General features: G+C 69.0%; 9 protein-coding genes. 7 read left to right on the top strand and 2 right to left on the bottom strand.

What is annotated here, in order from left to right; all coding sequences use genetic code 11:
- Nucleotides 1–27: 27 nt before the first annotated feature.
- Nucleotides 28–1,515: a hypothetical protein gene (locus ACFYWI_RS15850; protein ID WP_389231452.1), complete on the bottom strand. Its 1,488-nt coding sequence runs from the start codon at nt 1,513–1,515 to the stop codon at nt 28–30.
- A 311-nt stretch (nt 1,516–1,826) separates the two neighbouring features.
- Here ACFYWI_RS15850 and ACFYWI_RS15845 point away from each other — a divergent pair, with 311 nt between their 5' ends.
- From ACFYWI_RS15845 to ACFYWI_RS15815, 7 genes are all read left to right on the top strand, one after another.
- A complete protein-coding gene (locus ACFYWI_RS15845; protein ID WP_389231449.1) occupies nt 1,827–5,105 on the top strand; it encodes a sigma-70 family RNA polymerase sigma factor in 3,279 nt (1,092 codons plus the stop codon).
- A gap of 74 nt (nt 5,106–5,179) precedes the next feature.
- Nucleotides 5,180–8,308, top strand: coding sequence for a helicase-related protein (locus ACFYWI_RS15840; RefSeq protein WP_389231446.1), 3,129 nt, complete (start codon nt 5,180–5,182; stop codon nt 8,306–8,308).
- Nucleotides 8,305–10,155: a DrmB family protein gene (drmB, locus tag ACFYWI_RS15835; RefSeq protein WP_389231443.1), complete on the top strand. Its 1,851-nt coding sequence runs from the start codon at nt 8,305–8,307 to the stop codon at nt 10,153–10,155. Before ACFYWI_RS15840 ends, drmB begins: the two co-directional genes overlap by 4 nt.
- An 8-nt stretch (nt 10,156–10,163) precedes the next feature.
- On the top strand, nt 10,164–11,264 hold the full coding sequence (locus ACFYWI_RS15830) for a DNA helicase (protein ID WP_389231440.1): 1,101 nt from the start codon (nt 10,164–10,166) through the stop codon (nt 11,262–11,264).
- Nucleotides 11,265–11,279: 15 nt separating this feature from the next.
- The gene (locus tag ACFYWI_RS15825; RefSeq protein ID WP_389231438.1) at nt 11,280–12,086 is read left to right on the top strand and encodes an N-formylglutamate amidohydrolase; all 807 of its coding nucleotides are present in this window, start codon (nt 11,280–11,282) and stop codon (nt 12,084–12,086) included.
- Nucleotides 12,087–12,128: 42 nt separating this feature from the next.
- Complete coding sequence (locus tag ACFYWI_RS15820; RefSeq protein ID WP_389231435.1) at nt 12,129–12,614, top strand: NUDIX hydrolase; 486 nt, start codon at nt 12,129–12,131, stop codon at nt 12,612–12,614.
- 336 nt (nt 12,615–12,950) lie between these two features.
- Nucleotides 12,951–14,237, top strand: coding sequence for a cytochrome P450 (locus tag ACFYWI_RS15815; protein WP_389231432.1), 1,287 nt, complete (start codon nt 12,951–12,953; stop codon nt 14,235–14,237).
- A 98-nt stretch (nt 14,238–14,335) separates the two neighbouring features.
- Here ACFYWI_RS15815 and ACFYWI_RS15810 read toward each other — a convergent pair whose 3' ends face one another.
- Nucleotides 14,336–15,733, bottom strand: a complete 1,398-nt coding sequence (locus ACFYWI_RS15810; RefSeq protein WP_389231429.1) for a cytochrome P450 — start codon at nt 15,731–15,733, stop codon at nt 14,336–14,338.
- Nucleotides 15,734–15,759: the final 26 nt, after the last annotated feature.

Genomic DNA, 15,759 nt, shown 5'->3' with positions numbered 1-15,759 from the left:
ATCCGGCACCACCCCGTTTCGCTCATCTCACTCGTAGTGCGTACCGATCACGACAGCAACGATCAGCCATACCCAGACGATGTGTATCGACCATGCCGGCATACGTGACGTCGTCCGCTGCCTCTTCCACTGGCGACGTCGCCGAATCCAGTGCGAGAACAGGTATCCCGTGACAGTTAGGTGTCCCACACGCATCATGGCCACGGCCCACAAGGGCGCACCTACAAGGACGGGCGTTCCGGTGAGTGCGGAGCCGAAGTAGAACACGATGGGGATGAGCCACAGTAGGCCGGGCCGCTTCGCGGTGGCTTGCGGTTCGGGCTCGGGCGACTTCTTGTCCAGGCTCACCGGCGCAGTCGGCGTGAAGCGCGGGCGCTGTCGCGGGACGGCTGTCGCGGTCAAGGCCGAGGGTACTGTCACGGTCCGGTTGTGCGTCCGCCTCCCGAACCTGAAGCCGCCGTACGCGGCGTCCAGAGGCACCAGTTCGGCCTCGAGGCGCGCCAGTTCCTCGGCCAGGACGTCGTACTGGGTACGCTTTGCGGCGGCCTCGCGATCGGCGTCGCGCGCCGCTTCGGCCAGCCGGGCGAGGGTCTCGTCAAGGGCGCCCTTGGCCTCGGTGCGCGCCTCGTTGGCAGCGGCTTCCGCTGCGGCCTCCTCGGCCTTCAACTCCGCACGCCTCTGCTTTGCCAGTTCTTCGATCCGTCTGCGATCGGCCGGCCCGATGCGCTTCGGCGCGCGCTCCTCAGCGCGGGTGACGTAGGACTTACGCCACTCGACCAACGCCTTCGCGCGATGCTCACCGATACCGTTGACGTGCACATTGCGGCCACCGGACAAGTGGATCCAGATGACGTCGCCGCCCTTGCCGTTCGGGGCAGGGCCACGGCTGACACCGGTGAAGTCGGCGGCCGTTCGGATGCCGCGAGCAGCGAGATCGTTGATGAGGCCCGCGCCCAGGCCGTTGAGTTCCTTGACTGACAGGTGGGCTCGGCGGAGAGCAGCGTCGATGAACTGGCGACGGAGAAGCTGGAGCTCCCGTTCCTCGGAGTTCTGTTGGTCGCTTTCGAGAGCCCGTAGCTGGACGGCAATGGAGTGCAGCTTCTGCTGCTTGTCGCGGTCTGCCCTCGCCAAGGCGCCCTGGTGCGCACGGGTGGCTTGATCGCGGGCCACCGCGTCCTTGAACTGGCGGCGCTCGTCGGCTTTCTCGAAAGCGGCGCGCCCCTTCAGGAGGGAGCGCTTGGCGCGTATGGCCTCATGCAGCCTCCGTCGCTCGGCGCGGAGTGCCGCACGGTCGGTTGGGGCGATGGCGGACGAAGCCGCTGAGCTCTGGTGCATAACCGGTCGCAGGTGTGTGGTGTCCTCGCCCGGTTGCACGGGCGGGGACAGAGTGGACGGGGTGCAATCACGCCGCGTCGGTGACGGGCGCTGGGTGGCGGGGGCTTTGCCCGGGGGCGGGTTGAGGGTGGAGGCGTAATTCTCGCCGTCGACGAGAGGGGTGCCGAAGGAGACGCCCACTGCGGTCATGCGGTCGTAGGCCTCGCCTAGAAGCCGGAACCGCCCCGCGACCGTTCCCAGTTGCACTGGCACCCCTCCTGCGCACTCCCCGCGCGGCCCCGAGTCAGGACACACGCCTCCCCACGGCGGCACAGGGGTTCCCCCGTTGTCATGGAGAAACCCATCCAACCTTCGCCCCGTACACGAAGGCCGCCCCACAGCTATGAAGTTGACTGTTTACATCGTCAACACACTAAGCGTAGAGTCCCTCTTGAAGCAAGCACTCCGCTCTTCGATTCCCGAGCACCGCCGTCTCACCGCCGGAAAGTTGGATGGCATTGGACCTCAAGGCCTCGCTCGCAGCCCTGTATCTCAACCTCCAACAGGCCGCGAACCATGGTGTCGTGCCGCACGCCGCCTTCGAAGCGGAAACGGCGCAACTGGCACTGGATGACACCGCGCGAGCACGGCTGATCTCGGCGCTGTTCCAGTTGGGACTGAGGCTGGAAGCTCCCATTGTTCAGTTCTCAACTATCGATGACAAGCGAGAAGTGAAGAAGGTTGTACAGTCGCGCACAGAAAGCACACAAACGGAGGAGCGCGCTCGTCCGCGGGTGCGGACAGCGCTCGACTTGTTGGCGCGGTACGCCGACGAGGGCGCGGTGACCGAGCGGGCGCTGGCGGGTGTCGCCCGCCTTGCCGGGTTGACTGTGTCGGAAACAGTCGAGCTGAGGACGGGCGCGGAGTCGCGCTTCACCGTGGTCGTCGGAGCCGAGCGGCATGAGCGGCCGTTCAAGCCCGAGCGCGCGGAACCTGCGCCGCCGGCTCCCACGGTGCGGGGCGCTGCATCGACCGAAGGCGACCTCGCGCGTGCCGTGTCCGCCGCACGGGCGGTCATCGACGAGGACCGCTACACCATGCGGCCCGGTAAGCGCATCCTCACTGCCCTCGAGGAGGTGGGTCTGGGCGTGCTGCTGCGTGGGGGCCGCGACCGCATCGACGTGGAGCCCACGGTGGAGGAGTTGGGGGAACTGCCGGCTACGCACATTCGCCGCCGAGCCCGGGACTGCCTCGTGGTTCACAACCAGGGGCTCGTCCACTCCATTGTTCGGTCCTACGTGGAGCAGGGGCTGGAGTACGAGGATCTGTTCCAGCACGGAGTACTCGGGCTGATCAATGCTGCTCGCAAGTTCGATCCGGAGCACGGGAACAAGTTCTCCACGTACGCCACCTGGTGGGTCCGCCAGTCAGTGACCCGGGCAGTGGCCGACGAGGGAAGCGCCATCCGTATCCCGGTCTACATGCACGATCTGGTGCACAAGGTGGCCCGCGCCGAGCGTGAGCTGATGGCGGCCGGCCGGTCCCGGCGGGCGGCAGACGTGGCGGTGGCCTGTGATCTCCCGGTCAGCAAGGTGGAGGAGATCCGTCGAACAAGCAAGGTGACGGACTCGCTCGACCGGATCATCGGGGACGGCACGCACTTGGGCGAGCTGCTGGAGGTCCGCACGGCGCTGCCGCCGGTCGAGGACACAGTGGTCGCGTCCCTGTATACGCAGCACTTCCTGCGCGTGATGGACCATCTCAGTGCGCGCTCGGCTCGTATCGTGGTGCGCCGCACCGGTCTGGACGGAGACGAGCCCGCCACGCTTGACGAGCTCGGCAGGGAGTTCGGGGTCACCCGGGAGCGAATTCGCCAACTGGAAGGCAAGGCATTCATTGTCCTCCGCCACCTGGTCCGCCATCACGGGCGCCACGAGGAAGCTTCAACACCACGCAGGCGGCGGGCACGGGCCCTTCCCGTCGAAGGGCCGAAGGGCGATGGCAACCGGCCGAAGAGGGTTGCGTATGACACGTCGCAGTCGGCCGAGAGGACCGTTCGAACGTCCGGCGAGGTGAAGACGTCGGATGCCGAACTCATGCAGCAGACAGCTGAGCCGTCCCCAGCCGATGCTTTGTCGACCGCTGGCGCCGACCAGGAGACCACTCGGCCGGCGCTCCCGGCGACATCTCGGACGTCGGACGTACCGCCGTCCCCGGTGATTCCTTTCCCACGAGGCGGCATGCCGGACGCAGATCGCCATGAGGCACCCCCCTCAGCAGGCCCCGGCCCTACCTCGTCGGAATCGGCAGGCGACGCCCCGTCCACCGAGGTATCTGCCCGAAGGGTTGCGATACAGACGACGGACAGCGGTACCGAACCGCACGGGAATTCGGACACGGCCGGCCACGAGCTCTATTCGGCTCGCTGGGAAGAGGCTGTCGCACTGTCGGTGACACTCAACCGGAGCGTCCGGTGGATGGCCCACTACGTCCATCTGGCCCTCGGGCACGTCCTTCTGGGCGAAATGCTGGGCCTGTACCCCGCGCTGACCATCGCCAAGGTGGCGGGCGGCAGCCAGCTCCCGGACCGCCCTGTCACTCAGGCCATCGAGACCCTCGTCCGTGTATTGGACAACCTCAAGGAGAAGGGACTGCGTCCGCAGGACTTCTTCGAGTGCCCGTCACCGGCCCTGCTCGGCAGGTCACCGCGCGTCTATCTGGCCAGGAACCCACTGGTCAAGCCCGAGGGACGGCTGGCGCTTTCGCAGGCACTCAAGGAGTTCGTCCCAAGCAGCGGAAGGGGTGGTACGGATGTCGGAGCCGACGTCCGCAACGCTGAGGGTCCGGCGGCTGCGACCGAGCCCCAGGCACCCTCCCTCGACGAAGCTGCCTTGGACGAGGCGCTCGAGGACCCGCAAGAATCGGCGGGGACAAGCACCGCCACAGACGGCGCCTCTGTGCATCCGGCCTCGGTGATTCCGGACACTCCGGAGCCTGAATCTCCTGAACCTACTGAGCCGAACGCTGTTGAGCCGACCACCGCCGAGGCGATCGGCGATTCCCGTTTGGGCAAGACCGCCCTGACGGAGGCTCGAGCCGCCGCCGCTGAGGCGGGGCGACGGCTCCAGGAGCTCCAAGCCGCCGTGGCGGACCGAATCGCCCACGCTCGAGCGGAGGAACGCAACAGAGCGCGTGTCGAAGCCCAGGCGGAGGCGTACGAGGCGGCGCAGCGGATCCACGCGCTGGCAGGGACAGTCACCGAGCAGGTCGCGTGCGCCAGGGCAGAGGAGCGGAACAGGGCACGGGCGGAGGCCCGCGCAGAAGCGTCGCAGCAGATCGACCGGGTCCGCAGGGACGCCGAACGGCTCGTTCACGAAGCCCACGCCGCCGCCGACGAGCATGCAAGGGAGGCGCAGGCTGCGGCGGCCCATGCGGCCGCCGAGCGTGAGGAGCGGGCACTGCGGCGCATGGAAGAGGAGTTCGCGCTCCGAGCCCGTGAGATCGCGGACGCGGCCAACCGGAGGGTGGCCGCGCTCGAAGCGAGGCTTCAACAGGCCGAGGCCGCCTTCGCCGAACGGGTCGGCGCAGCACAGGCGGTGGAGCAGGAAGCCGACGAGCGCGTCCGTGCCGTTGAGCAGTGGGCGCAGACGCGCATCGCCGAAGTGGAGCAGGCCGCTCGATCACGCATCGCCGAACTGGAGGCGCAACTCACCCCGGCCCGCCCTGCGGCTCCCCCGCCCCCGGTTGGGCCGCGGGGTCCTGACCCGCGCCGCCGGTGGCGGCTCGGTTGACGCGCCTCCACATCAGTACCGCCGAGCCTTCGAACGCTCCATTGGCTGTGACGACGATCTGGAGAAGCCAAGAAGTGAACCCCCGAGACGAACTCATCGACTACCTGCGTCGGCAGTTGGTCGGTCCAGCCCAGGGAGTGGACGAGGTGCTCGATGCGCCGCCGGACCGGCAGTACCTGATGGGGACTCTCTATCCCCAGGACGCCGATCTGCAGAGGCGGTTGACGGAGACCGCCGAGGTGCTGGAGGGGCCCGGTACGGAGAACGAGGCCGAGGACAGTGCCCCCTCGACGGACCCGATCCCGGAGTCCAACTCCTGGCTGCCGTCGTCTCTCGGGTTCAGTTTCTACACCGACGCATCGGCCGTTCAGGTCGGCTGCGGCGCGGCCCGCTACGAGACCGAGCAGGGTGAGCGCGGACGCCGCTGGCGCCGGGCCGCCCTTCCCGCCGAGACCGTCACGCTCGATCTCGGCCTCGAGCGGAAGACCGTGCTCGACGGACGTGCTGAGATCCGGCTGCGGCGCCGCCGATTCGGCGCGGGCCATCTCGTCACCGTGGCCCTGGTGAACACAGCCCGCACCGGTACCACCGCCACGGCCGACACCGGCCGCGGCCGGCCCACCCAGTGGGACCGGATGCTGTTCCAGGTCCGGCTCGACGCCCGTCCCGTCGACGGCCGCGTCCTGCAGTACCCGAGCGTGCGTCTCGCCAGCCGCGACGAGGAGGAGCAGGAGCTGCGGCTGCAGTACCACCATGTACGCACCCACGCGGTGGGCCACGGCTGTTCGGTCACCGAAGTACGCGAGGACGGGCGGATCACCGGGCTGGAGGCAGCCGTCATGCCCGAGTCGGAGGTGCCCGCCACCAGGGCCGCGGGCCCGGTCGGCCTTCCGGTCCTGCGAGTGCTTCACCTCGCCGACCCCGATGTGCCGGCCGATCACCTGCGCGATGAGCTGATGGAGTTCGCGGCCGGCTACCGGGACTGGCACGAGGAGCAGCGGAACACCGATGTCCCCGACTGGGGTCGTAAGGCGGCCGAGCGGATCCTCGACCGCGTCGCCGCGGTCGTGGACAGGATCGAGTCGGGTGTACGGACCCTCTGTGACCCCAAGCGTCCTGAGCTGCTGGCCTCCTTCCGTACGGCCAATCTGGCCATGGCCCTGCAGATGCGGCACGCGGCGCGCGACCAGGCCGGGGAGCGGCGGGCGCGCCGCGAGCCGGTGGCGGCCGACCCCGTTCCGGACCCCGACGCGGCGTGGCGCCCCTTCCAGCTGGCGTTCTTCCTGCTGTCGCTGGACGGCGTCGCCGTTCCGGACCACCCGGACCGGGACATGGCCGACCTCATCTGGTTCCCCACAGGCGGCGGCAAGACCGAGGCCTACCTTCTGCTTGCCGCTTTCGTGATGGTGCTGCGGCGCCGTGAACCGGGCGGCGGAGGCACGGCCGTGCTCAGCCGCTACACCCTGAGTCTGCTGACCACGCAGCAGTTCCAGCGGGCCGCTACCACGGTGTGTGCCCTGGAAACACTGCGCCGCAAGGATCCGGGGACCCTCGGCCAGGAGCCGTTCTCCATCGGGCTGTGGGTGGGTGAGGCCACTTCCCCGAACACGTACGAGTCGGCACTCAAAGCGTTCGGTGACGTGCGTGCCGCGGCGCGGCCCGAGGACGTGTTCATCCTGGACCGGTGCCCTTGGTGCGGCACGCGCATCCTGCCGAGCAGCAAGTCCCCGGACATCGGCGACTACGGCGTGCGCGCGCGGGCCGACTCGTTCGCGTTCTTCTGCCCGCGCGACGAGTGCGCCTTCCACGACGAGCTGCCGGTGGCGGTCGTCGACGAGCAGTTGTACGACAGGCCGCCCACGTTCGTTCTCGGCACGGTCGACAAATTCGCGCGCCTGGCCTGGGAGCCCCGCTCCGGGCGCCTGTTCGGCTCCGGGACCAGTCATCTGCCGCCCTCTCTCGTCATCCAGGACGAGCTCCATCTACTGACGGGTCCGCTGGGTACGACGGTGGGTCTGTACGAGTCTGCGGTGCTGGGGCTGTGCACTCGGGACGGGGTCGGCCCGAAGGTGGTCGCCTCGACCGCGACGATCCGCCGCTCCGGTGAGCAGGTCCGCGGGCTGTACGGACGTGATGTGCAACTGTTCCCGCCCGCCGGGCTCGACGCCCGCCACTCGTACTTCGCCGAGCCGGACACCTCCCGCCCCGGCCGCCGCTACGTCGGTGTGATGGCGCAGGGCCACACCGCGGGCCGTGCCGCCGTCGCCACGGCGGCCGCCATGCTCCAGGGGGCGTGGGAGCTTCCTGAGGAGAGCCGGGACGCGTATTGGACGCTGGTCGCCTATCATCACAGCCTCCGCGAGCTGGGCCGTACCGTCACCGCCGCGGCCGACGACATCCCCGCCCAGTTGGTGGGACTCGACGAAGGTCGGGATGTACGGAAGCTGACGGACCGCCAGGTGCAGGAGTTGACGAGCAATCTGCCGCGCGCGGAGCAGCCCGTGCTCCTCGACCGGCTGGAGAAGCCGTACACGGCATCGGACTCCGTGTCGTTCCTCCCCTGCACCAACATGTTGTCGGTCGGCGTCGACGTGAAGCGGCTCGCTCTGATGCTGATGCAGGGACAGCCGAAGACGACCTCCGAGTACATCCAGGCGACCAGCCGCGTCGGCCGTCACACGGTGCCAGGCCTGGTCGTGACCTTCTTCAACGCCACGCGTCCCAGGGACCGTTCGCACTACGAGACGTTCGACGTCTATCACCGCTCCCTGTACCGGCACGTCGAGCCGACCAGCGTCACACCCTGGTCCACACCGTCACGCCGACGCGCGCTGCACGCCGCGCTGGTGATTCTCGTACGCCACGGTCTCGGCCTGTCCGCCGAGAACCAGGCGGGCGACGTCCTCGACCATCTGCCGGCCGTCGCCGCGCTCGCCGAGGAGCTGGCGGCCCGCGCCGCGGCCGGTGACCCGAGGGCAGCGGAGGCCGTGCACGAGGAGTTGGACGAGCTGCTGTCCGCGTGGCAGCAGCAGGCGCTCGACGCCCGCAAGGAGGGCAAGGAGCTGTACTACCGCAGCCAGGGCAAGGGACAGATGAATCTGCTGAAAAACTTCGAGCAATACGGGGGCCTCTGGGAAACCCCTCACTCGATGCGAAACGTCGACCGGGAGTGCCAGGTGACGGTGAAGGGGGCGGATCTGTGAGCAGGCGACTGCGTGTACGCCAGGCCCAGACGGTCCTACCGTTCGGGGTCGGCGCCGTCTTCGACATCCAGGGCGAGTCGTTCGTGGCAACGGGCATAGGGGACTGGCCGCGGCAGCGTCAGAAGGTGGAGTCGGCCCGCCTGGCCGCTCAGCTTGGAGTCAGCGGCTTCTATGCGGCACCCCCGGCCGCCGACGACCGGTTCGACCGGCAGGACGCAGCAGGCGCCCCGTACATCCGCTTTCCCGCCTGGCTGTTCTGCGGCGCGTGCCGCCGCATGGTCCGCTGGCGGATCGCGGACGAGAAGCCGGGCACCGCGCCACGGTGCCCGAACTGCTCACCGGTGCGGCAGCTCGCGCCGATGCGGTTCGTACAGATCTGCGCGGGCGGCCATCTCGGCGACGTCGACTGGTGGTTCTGGGCGCACTCCCGGTTGGAACCCACGGAACGGCAGGCCTGTACCTCACGCGACCAGCTGCGGTTCAAGGTGTCCGAACGCGCCGCGGGTCTGGAGGCCCTGTCCGTCGTCTGTACGGCCAAGGGCTGCGGCGCCACCCGTGATCTCCTGGATGTACTCGGCACACACGGGATGCGCTGCTCTGGGCGCAACCCGTGGCAGCGGTTCAACGAGGCGGTGGACTGCACCAAGCCCGTTCAGGTGGTGCAGCGTACAGCGGGCAATCTCTACTATCCGGTCGTCAGCTCCGCGCTCGACATCCCCGAGACAGAGACCCCCGCAGGGATCGCGGACGAAGCCCTGGCCGAGCGCGTGCGCGCCAGCGACATGTGGATCCCTCTCTGCCGGGTCTTCGACGGGCCACGCGCCGGGATCTTCCGCGACATGATCAAGGAGGAAACACGCGCTGATGACGCCCTGTTGGATGCGCTCCTCGCCGAGGAGACCGGCAGCGCTCCCCCGCCGCCGTCCGACGCGCCGGCGGCCCCTGACGAGCCGGCCGCCCCCGACCTGAGCCGGGAGGAGTGGGCCGCGTTCATGTCGCCGACTCCGCCCGCCACACGCGACTTCTCCATCCGCGAGACGAACCTCGGGCTCGGCCACGAGGACGCCGAGCCCTGGGCCGGGCTGCGGCGGCGCGTCGGCCGGATCGTCCTTGCCGACCGGCTCCGCGAAGTCCGCGCCCTCCAGGGCTTTCGCCGCGTCTCCCCCGGCTCGGCCTTTGTGCCCGCGGACACAGCACGGCGCCTTCGCTGGCTGCCCGCGGTCGAGGTGTTCGGCGAAGGTGTGTTCCTCACCCTCGACAAGGACGTGCTCGCCGGCTGGGAACAGGACGAGCGGGTGCGCAACCGGGTGGCCGGCTTGCGCGACGACCTCGACCGGTCCTTCCAGAGGGACCGGCTGGCCATGGTGGCGGGCGCGGAACTCTCCCCGCGCTTCGTCCTTCTGCACACTCTGGCCCATCTCCTCATCCGGCAGCTGTCGTTCGAGTCGGGCTACTCGACCGCGAGCCTGCGGGAGCGGGTGTACGCCCGTCCCGAGAACGACCAGTACGGCGTACTCGTGTACACGGCAGCCGGCGACGCCGAGGGCACCCTCGGCGGCCTCGTGCAACAGGGCGAGCCACCGCGGCTCGCGGAGACGCTGCTGCGCATGACAGAGGCTGCGGCCTGGTGCTCCGCCGACCCGTTGTGCGCCGAACATACGGGGCAGGGCTTCGACAACCTCAACCGGGCTGCCTGTCACGCCTGCGCCCTGCTGCCCGAGACCAGCTGCGAAACCGGCAACACCCTGCTGGACCGCGCGCTGGTGGTGGGCGGGGAGCAGGTGCCGGGCTATTTCGAGACGATCGTCGCGGAGGCCCGGTCGGCCGCGGCGGCGGCGATGGAGTGACTGCGGACATGACCCTCACCTATCTGGATCTCACCCGGAGCCAGCGGGCTTCTCTCGACGACCTGCCGTTCGACGGCAACCATGTGGTCAGCGGGCCGCCAGGCAGCGGGAAGAGCGTGCTGGCCGCGCAGCGTGCGGTGATGCTCGCCCTCACCGGTGTGCCGACGGTGTTGCTTACGCGGTCCAATCTGCTGCGGCAGTCGCTGACCCCGCTGGTTTCCGCCCTCGGGCCGCGGGCGAGTGGCGTCGTCGTCGCGACCGCGCACTCGTGGTTGGCTCGGTGGTACCGCGAGCGGGCCGGCGTCGACGCGCCCGGGACGGACGACGGCTGGTACGACTGGAGCGCTTTCCTCGAGCAGGTGGCCCTCACCGAACCGACGCCGGGGCTCTCCCTCGTGATCGACGAAGGACAGGACCTCCCGTCGCAGTTCTACCGCTTCTGCCGTGTACTGGGCGCGCGGATCACGGTGTACGCCGATGAGTGCCAGCGCCTCACCGACGCCCACTCGACCTTGGCGGAGATCGGGCACGCGCTCGGCGGCTGCCGGTCGCGCCAGATCGCCACCAACCACCGCAACAGCCGGCAGATCGCGGAACTGGCTGCGCACTTCCACGTCGGCGCCGTCTCACCGCCGCTTCCGGAGCGCAATGGTCCGCCCCCGCGCCTGCACTCGCTCTCCCGACCGAGCACTCTTGTCGAGCTGCTCGTCGGAATGGCCGAACTGCATCCTCGCCGCAGCATCGGGGTCATTCTGGATTCCTTGCGGAGTCAACAGGACCTGCTGACGGGGCTCGAAAAGCGGTCTCGGCGCCTGAAGCCGCAGATGTACACGTCCAAGGCGACAGGTGGCCGGTACCGGACCCTGGATCTCAACCGTCCCGGCATCGTGATCGTCAACCGCGCAAGCGCCAAGGGGCTCGGCTTCGACACCGTGGTGGTGCCGGACACGCACGCGGACGCGGGCACCGACCCGACGTCGGCGTCGTTGCGCATGGAGTACTACGTGCTGGCCACCAGGGCCCGTTTCGAATTGCATCTCGGATACGCCGGGGAGAGTGAACCCCCTGTGATCGCCCAAATTCCCGGTCATGTACTGGCCCGCGGATAGGCAATGAGGACCACGATGAACCACACCCCCGATTCCTTCGAGCTCCTGCCCGGTGCCGCCGACTCGCCGGTGATCCTGCACGTCCCGCACTCCTCGTGGGCCGTACCGGCGGACGTTCGCCACGGCATCGTGCTGGACGACCGCGCGCTCGAGCTCGAACTCGCCCACATCACCGACTCGCACACGGCGGAGATCGCCGCCGGTGCAGCGGCTGCCTCTGCAGCTGCACCCTGGCGGTTCGTCAACCACCTCTCCCGGTTGGTGATCGACCCCGAGCGTTTCCCGGACGAGCGCGAGGAGATGCTCGCCGTCGGCATGGGCGCGGTCTACACGCAGACCACGCACCGGGAGACCTTGCGCCCGGACGGCTTCGACGGGCAACCGCTGATCGACCGCTACTTCCATCCCTACGCAGCGGCAATGACGGCAGCTGTGGCGGACCGGCTGGAGGCGGTCGGGCGGGCCGTGATCATCGATGTCCACTCGTATCCGACCGAGCGGCTGCCCTACGAGCTCCACGGCGACGGGCCTCGTCCGCCGATCTGCCTGGGCACCGATGACTTCCACACGCCGGCCGAGCTGCTTGCCCATGCCGAGAAGGCGTTCGCGGACTTCAGCGGCACGGGAATCAACAGTCCGTTCGCCGGTACCTATGTCCCCCTGCGGTACTACGGCAAGGACCCGCGCGTCAGTGCGTTGATGATCGAGATCCGCCGGGACGTGTACATGCAGGAGCCGGGAGGCCCGGCCGGACCGGGGCTCGAGGCGCTCGGCACCGCCCTGGCCTCGCTGGTCGATGCGGTGCACCGCACCGAAATCTGACAGCATCGCACCTGCCAGGACCACGGACCACGGAGGTGCACGATGACCGGCGGCCCTGTTCCGCCCGACCGCCCGGAACGTGCCTTCCCCACGCCCAACGGTCTCGCGGGCGTGGGGGTCATCGTCCTCGACGACAGGCAGGAGCACGTCCTCCTCGGACTCGGCCACAACGGCAGCTGGGAGCTCCCGGGCGGCAAGGTCGACCCCGGTGAGACCTTCGAGCAAGCCGCCGCTCGAGAACTCGCCGAGGAGACCGGGATCCGGGCGTCCGTCGACAGCATCCACATCGGCGCCCTGCTGCTGGACGGCGAACAGGGCATCACACGGGTCACGGGTGCGGCACTGGCCTCCTCGGCGACGGGCGAACCGGTAGTGCGAGAGCCGGACAAGATCCTGCGCTGGCAGTGGTTCCCGCACCACGCCCTCCCGACACCGCTGTTCGCGCCCTCGGCCGCGGTCCTCAACAGCTGGCGCCCGGCCTTGAAACTCTCGGCCGGTTCGTTTCACTGCTACCGCACCACCGGCTGAGGCAGCGACCGACCGCACCGATGTCTACGCGCCCATGGCCTGGCCGACGCACTTGCGGGAGCCGCACGGCGGGGCGCCTGGCAGCCAGTCGCGGAGGGCAGGCGGGAGTGGCGTACGGTCGCAGTGTCCGACCAGGCGCGTGGCGGCGCACCGGAGATCCTCCGCACGGAGCCGCCCGGCACGGGCGGGCGGGCAGCCGCCGGTCGGCGACGACGAGCGCGGCTGGTAGCGGCCTCAAGTCTCGTTTGGCCATGGCGCGAATTGGCAGACTCTGAGTCGGAACCGCTTGGCGCCACACCTCTGTCCGAACCCCTCTGTCCCAACGCTGGAGTGTCCGTGGACCTGACGAACCGCAAGCGCTACCCCATCGATCCCCATGCTGACCCCGTGGAGGAGGCGGAGCAGCTCCGCGCGCTCGGCCAGCTGGTCGCTGTGGAATTACCCGGAGGGGTACCGGCCTGGGCAGCCACAGACCTCGCAACGGCGCAGCGGGCTCTCGGTCACGAGGACCTGACGAAGGATCCCGCCTACTGGCCCGCGCTCGCCGATGGCCGGATAGCGGATGACTGGGAACTGATCGCCCTGGTGCGTGGTGCTGGAATGCTCCACCTGGGTGGGGCGGATCACCGGAGGCTGAGGCAGTTGGTGAGTTCTGCCTTCGCGCGGGCGCCCATCGAGGCGCTCAGACCACGTATCGAGCAGACGGCTGAGGAGCTGCTGGACCGGTTGGCGGCCACGAGCAGTCCTGATGGCACCGTCGACCTGCGGGAACAGTTCGCTTTCCCGCTGCCCGTGGCAGTCATCTGCCACGTCCTGGGTGTACCGGACTCGGCTGTCGGCGAGCTGCGCAGCCGCTTCGATCGCCTCGTCACTCCTCAGAAGGGTGCCACCGGGGACGATGACATCCGGGTGGCTGTGGCAGACATCTACAGCTCCCTGTCGGGGCTCATCGATTGGAAGCGCACTGATCCCGGGGACGATCTCACCACCGCTTTGATTCAGGCCCGGGATGAGGGGGATCGTCTCAGCGAGCAGGAACTGGTCGAGACTCTGTTCCTGGTGCTGATCGCAGGACACGAGACCACGATCAACTCGATCACCAACACCGTCCATGCCCTCCTGCGGCATCCGGTCATGCTGGCGGCCGCCCGGGGCGCCGACGACGGTGAGACCTGGGCCAATGTGGTGGAGGAGGGTCTGCGTTACTCCCCTCCCGTGCGTCACGTCATCCTGCGGTACGCGGTGAAGGACACAGAGATCGCGGGCGTCCGGGTTGCCAAGGGTGACGCCGTCCTCGCCAGCCTCGTACCGGCCGGGCGGGACCCGGGCCGACACGAGCAGCCCGACGCATTCGACATCGCGAGAACCACGAGCCGAGAGCATGTGTCTTTCGGGTTCGGTGCGCACTTCTGCCTGGGAGCGCGGCTGGCCAAGATGGAAACGGAGATCGCGCTTCGTGCACTCTTGCGCCGCTACCCCGACCTCAGGCCGGCCTCCGAGCCTGCCCGCCTGACATCGATCTCACTCCAGGGTTACCAGTCCCTGCCGGTCCATCTGCACGGCGGGGGCGGAACGCCGACCGGTGCGCTGTCGGTGGACCAGGACGCAGCCGTGACTGCCTGAGCGGCGCGGGCCGCCGAACAACCCGGGCGAGCGGCGGTTTCCGCATCGCCCCGTGGGGTCCGGATCTCGTGATCCGGACCCCACGGCTGTTTCTGGCGTCAGCCAAAGAGCCTGCGCCACCACGGCTTGCGGACCGCGACCGCGACCGGCGCGGGCTCGGGGCCGACCGGAGGCGCGGCAGCCGGCAGCGGCTGGGCGGAGGATGGCGAGGACGGGCCGCCGGCACTCTCCTTCTTCGGCCGCTGGGGCGTGAAGCGGGTGGGCAGGTTGTCCAGGCGGGAGGAGACCAGGGAACCGGTCACGTGCAGATCGTCCTCGAGCACGGAGAGCTGGACATCGGGCAGTCGGGCGAGCAGCGTGTCGATTCCCGTGTCCGCGATGGCCCGCCCGATGTCCTGGCCCGGGCACTCGTGCGGCCCGCTGCTGAAGGCAAGGTGCGAGCGGTTGCCGTGCACGGGCCTGGACAGGTCTGGCCGGATCTCGGGATCGACGTTGCCGGCCGCCAGGCCCAGCATCACCAGGTCGCCTGCCTTGATTTCCTGGGTGCCAAGCCGTGTGTCGCCGGTCGCCCATCGGGTGGGCACCACGGCGAGCGGCGGCGCGTCCCACATCACCTGGTCCAGCGCGTCCGGCAGGGTCATCGCACCTCCGGACAGGCTCGAGCGGAAGCGCCGGTCGGTCAGCACCATCCGCAGCGTGTTCGCGATCAGGTTGGTGCTGTTCTCGGTCGCAGCGACGATGGCATGCCGCAGGTGCTCCATCACCTCGTCGTCCGTGAGAGCCGACTCGTGCCGCAGCAGCCAGCTGGCGAAGTCCTCGCCGGGCTGCTCCTTCTTCCGCTTGACGAGCTCCTGCAAGACACCCACGACGAACTGATTGCTCTGCAGCGCCGTTTCGGTGCCCTTGACCATGTCACGCACGGCTGCACCCAGCGGCAGCGCGTCCTGCTCGGGCATGCCGAACTGCCGGGCCATGACGAGGATCGGCAGCTTCTCGGCAAAGTCCGCCACCAGGTCAGCCCTGCCGGTGCTGGCGAAGTTGTCGACCAGCCGGTGCGTGTAGCGCACGACATAGCGCCGGATTCCGTGCCGGTTGAACCGTGCCAGGCCGTCTGTCACTGCCGCCCGCAGTCGTGCGTGCTCCGTGCCGTCGGCGAAAGCCAGCAGCGGTTGCCATGCGGTCATCGGCAGCAGTGGGGAGTCGGGCTGCAACCGGACGTTCCATATGCGGGAGTCGTTGGAGTACAGGGAGGGCGACCGCATGACCTCCAGATTCTCCCGGTGTCCCAGTACCAGCCATGCCTGTACGTCACCGGGAAGCAGCACGGGCGCCACCGAGCCGTGCTCCCGACGCAGCTTGGCGTAGAACGCGTACGGCTCCTCCGCTTCCGGTCCGTACATCCGTCGCACCCCAGAACCGAGTGCGTGTGCCGGGCACCCCGGAGGCGGAAGCGCCTCGGCCGAGATGCCTGACGAGTCTGGGTACGGGGTGGTCACGAGGCCTCCGGGAAGCAGCGGCGCGG

This window comes from Streptomyces sp. NPDC002889, assembly GCF_042888425.1.
GTDB lineage: Bacteria > Actinomycetota > Actinomycetes > Streptomycetales > Streptomycetaceae > Streptomyces.
This window is presented reverse-complemented; position numbering and strand designations above follow the sequence as displayed.

What these genes read in the sequence shown, in the direction of transcription:
- ACFYWI_RS15830 (WP_389231440.1), top strand. Translation starts at nt 10,164, where the DNA reads ATGACCCTCACCTATCTGGATCTCACCCGGAGCCAGCGGGCTTCTCTC.
- ACFYWI_RS15845 (WP_389231449.1), top strand. Translation starts at nt 1,827, where the DNA reads ATGGCATTGGACCTCAAGGCCTCGCTCGCAGCCCTGTATCTCAACCTC.
- ACFYWI_RS15820 (WP_389231435.1), top strand. Translation starts at nt 12,129, where the DNA reads ATGACCGGCGGCCCTGTTCCGCCCGACCGCCCGGAACGTGCCTTCCCC.
- ACFYWI_RS15825 (WP_389231438.1), top strand. Translation starts at nt 11,280, where the DNA reads ATGAACCACACCCCCGATTCCTTCGAGCTCCTGCCCGGTGCCGCCGAC.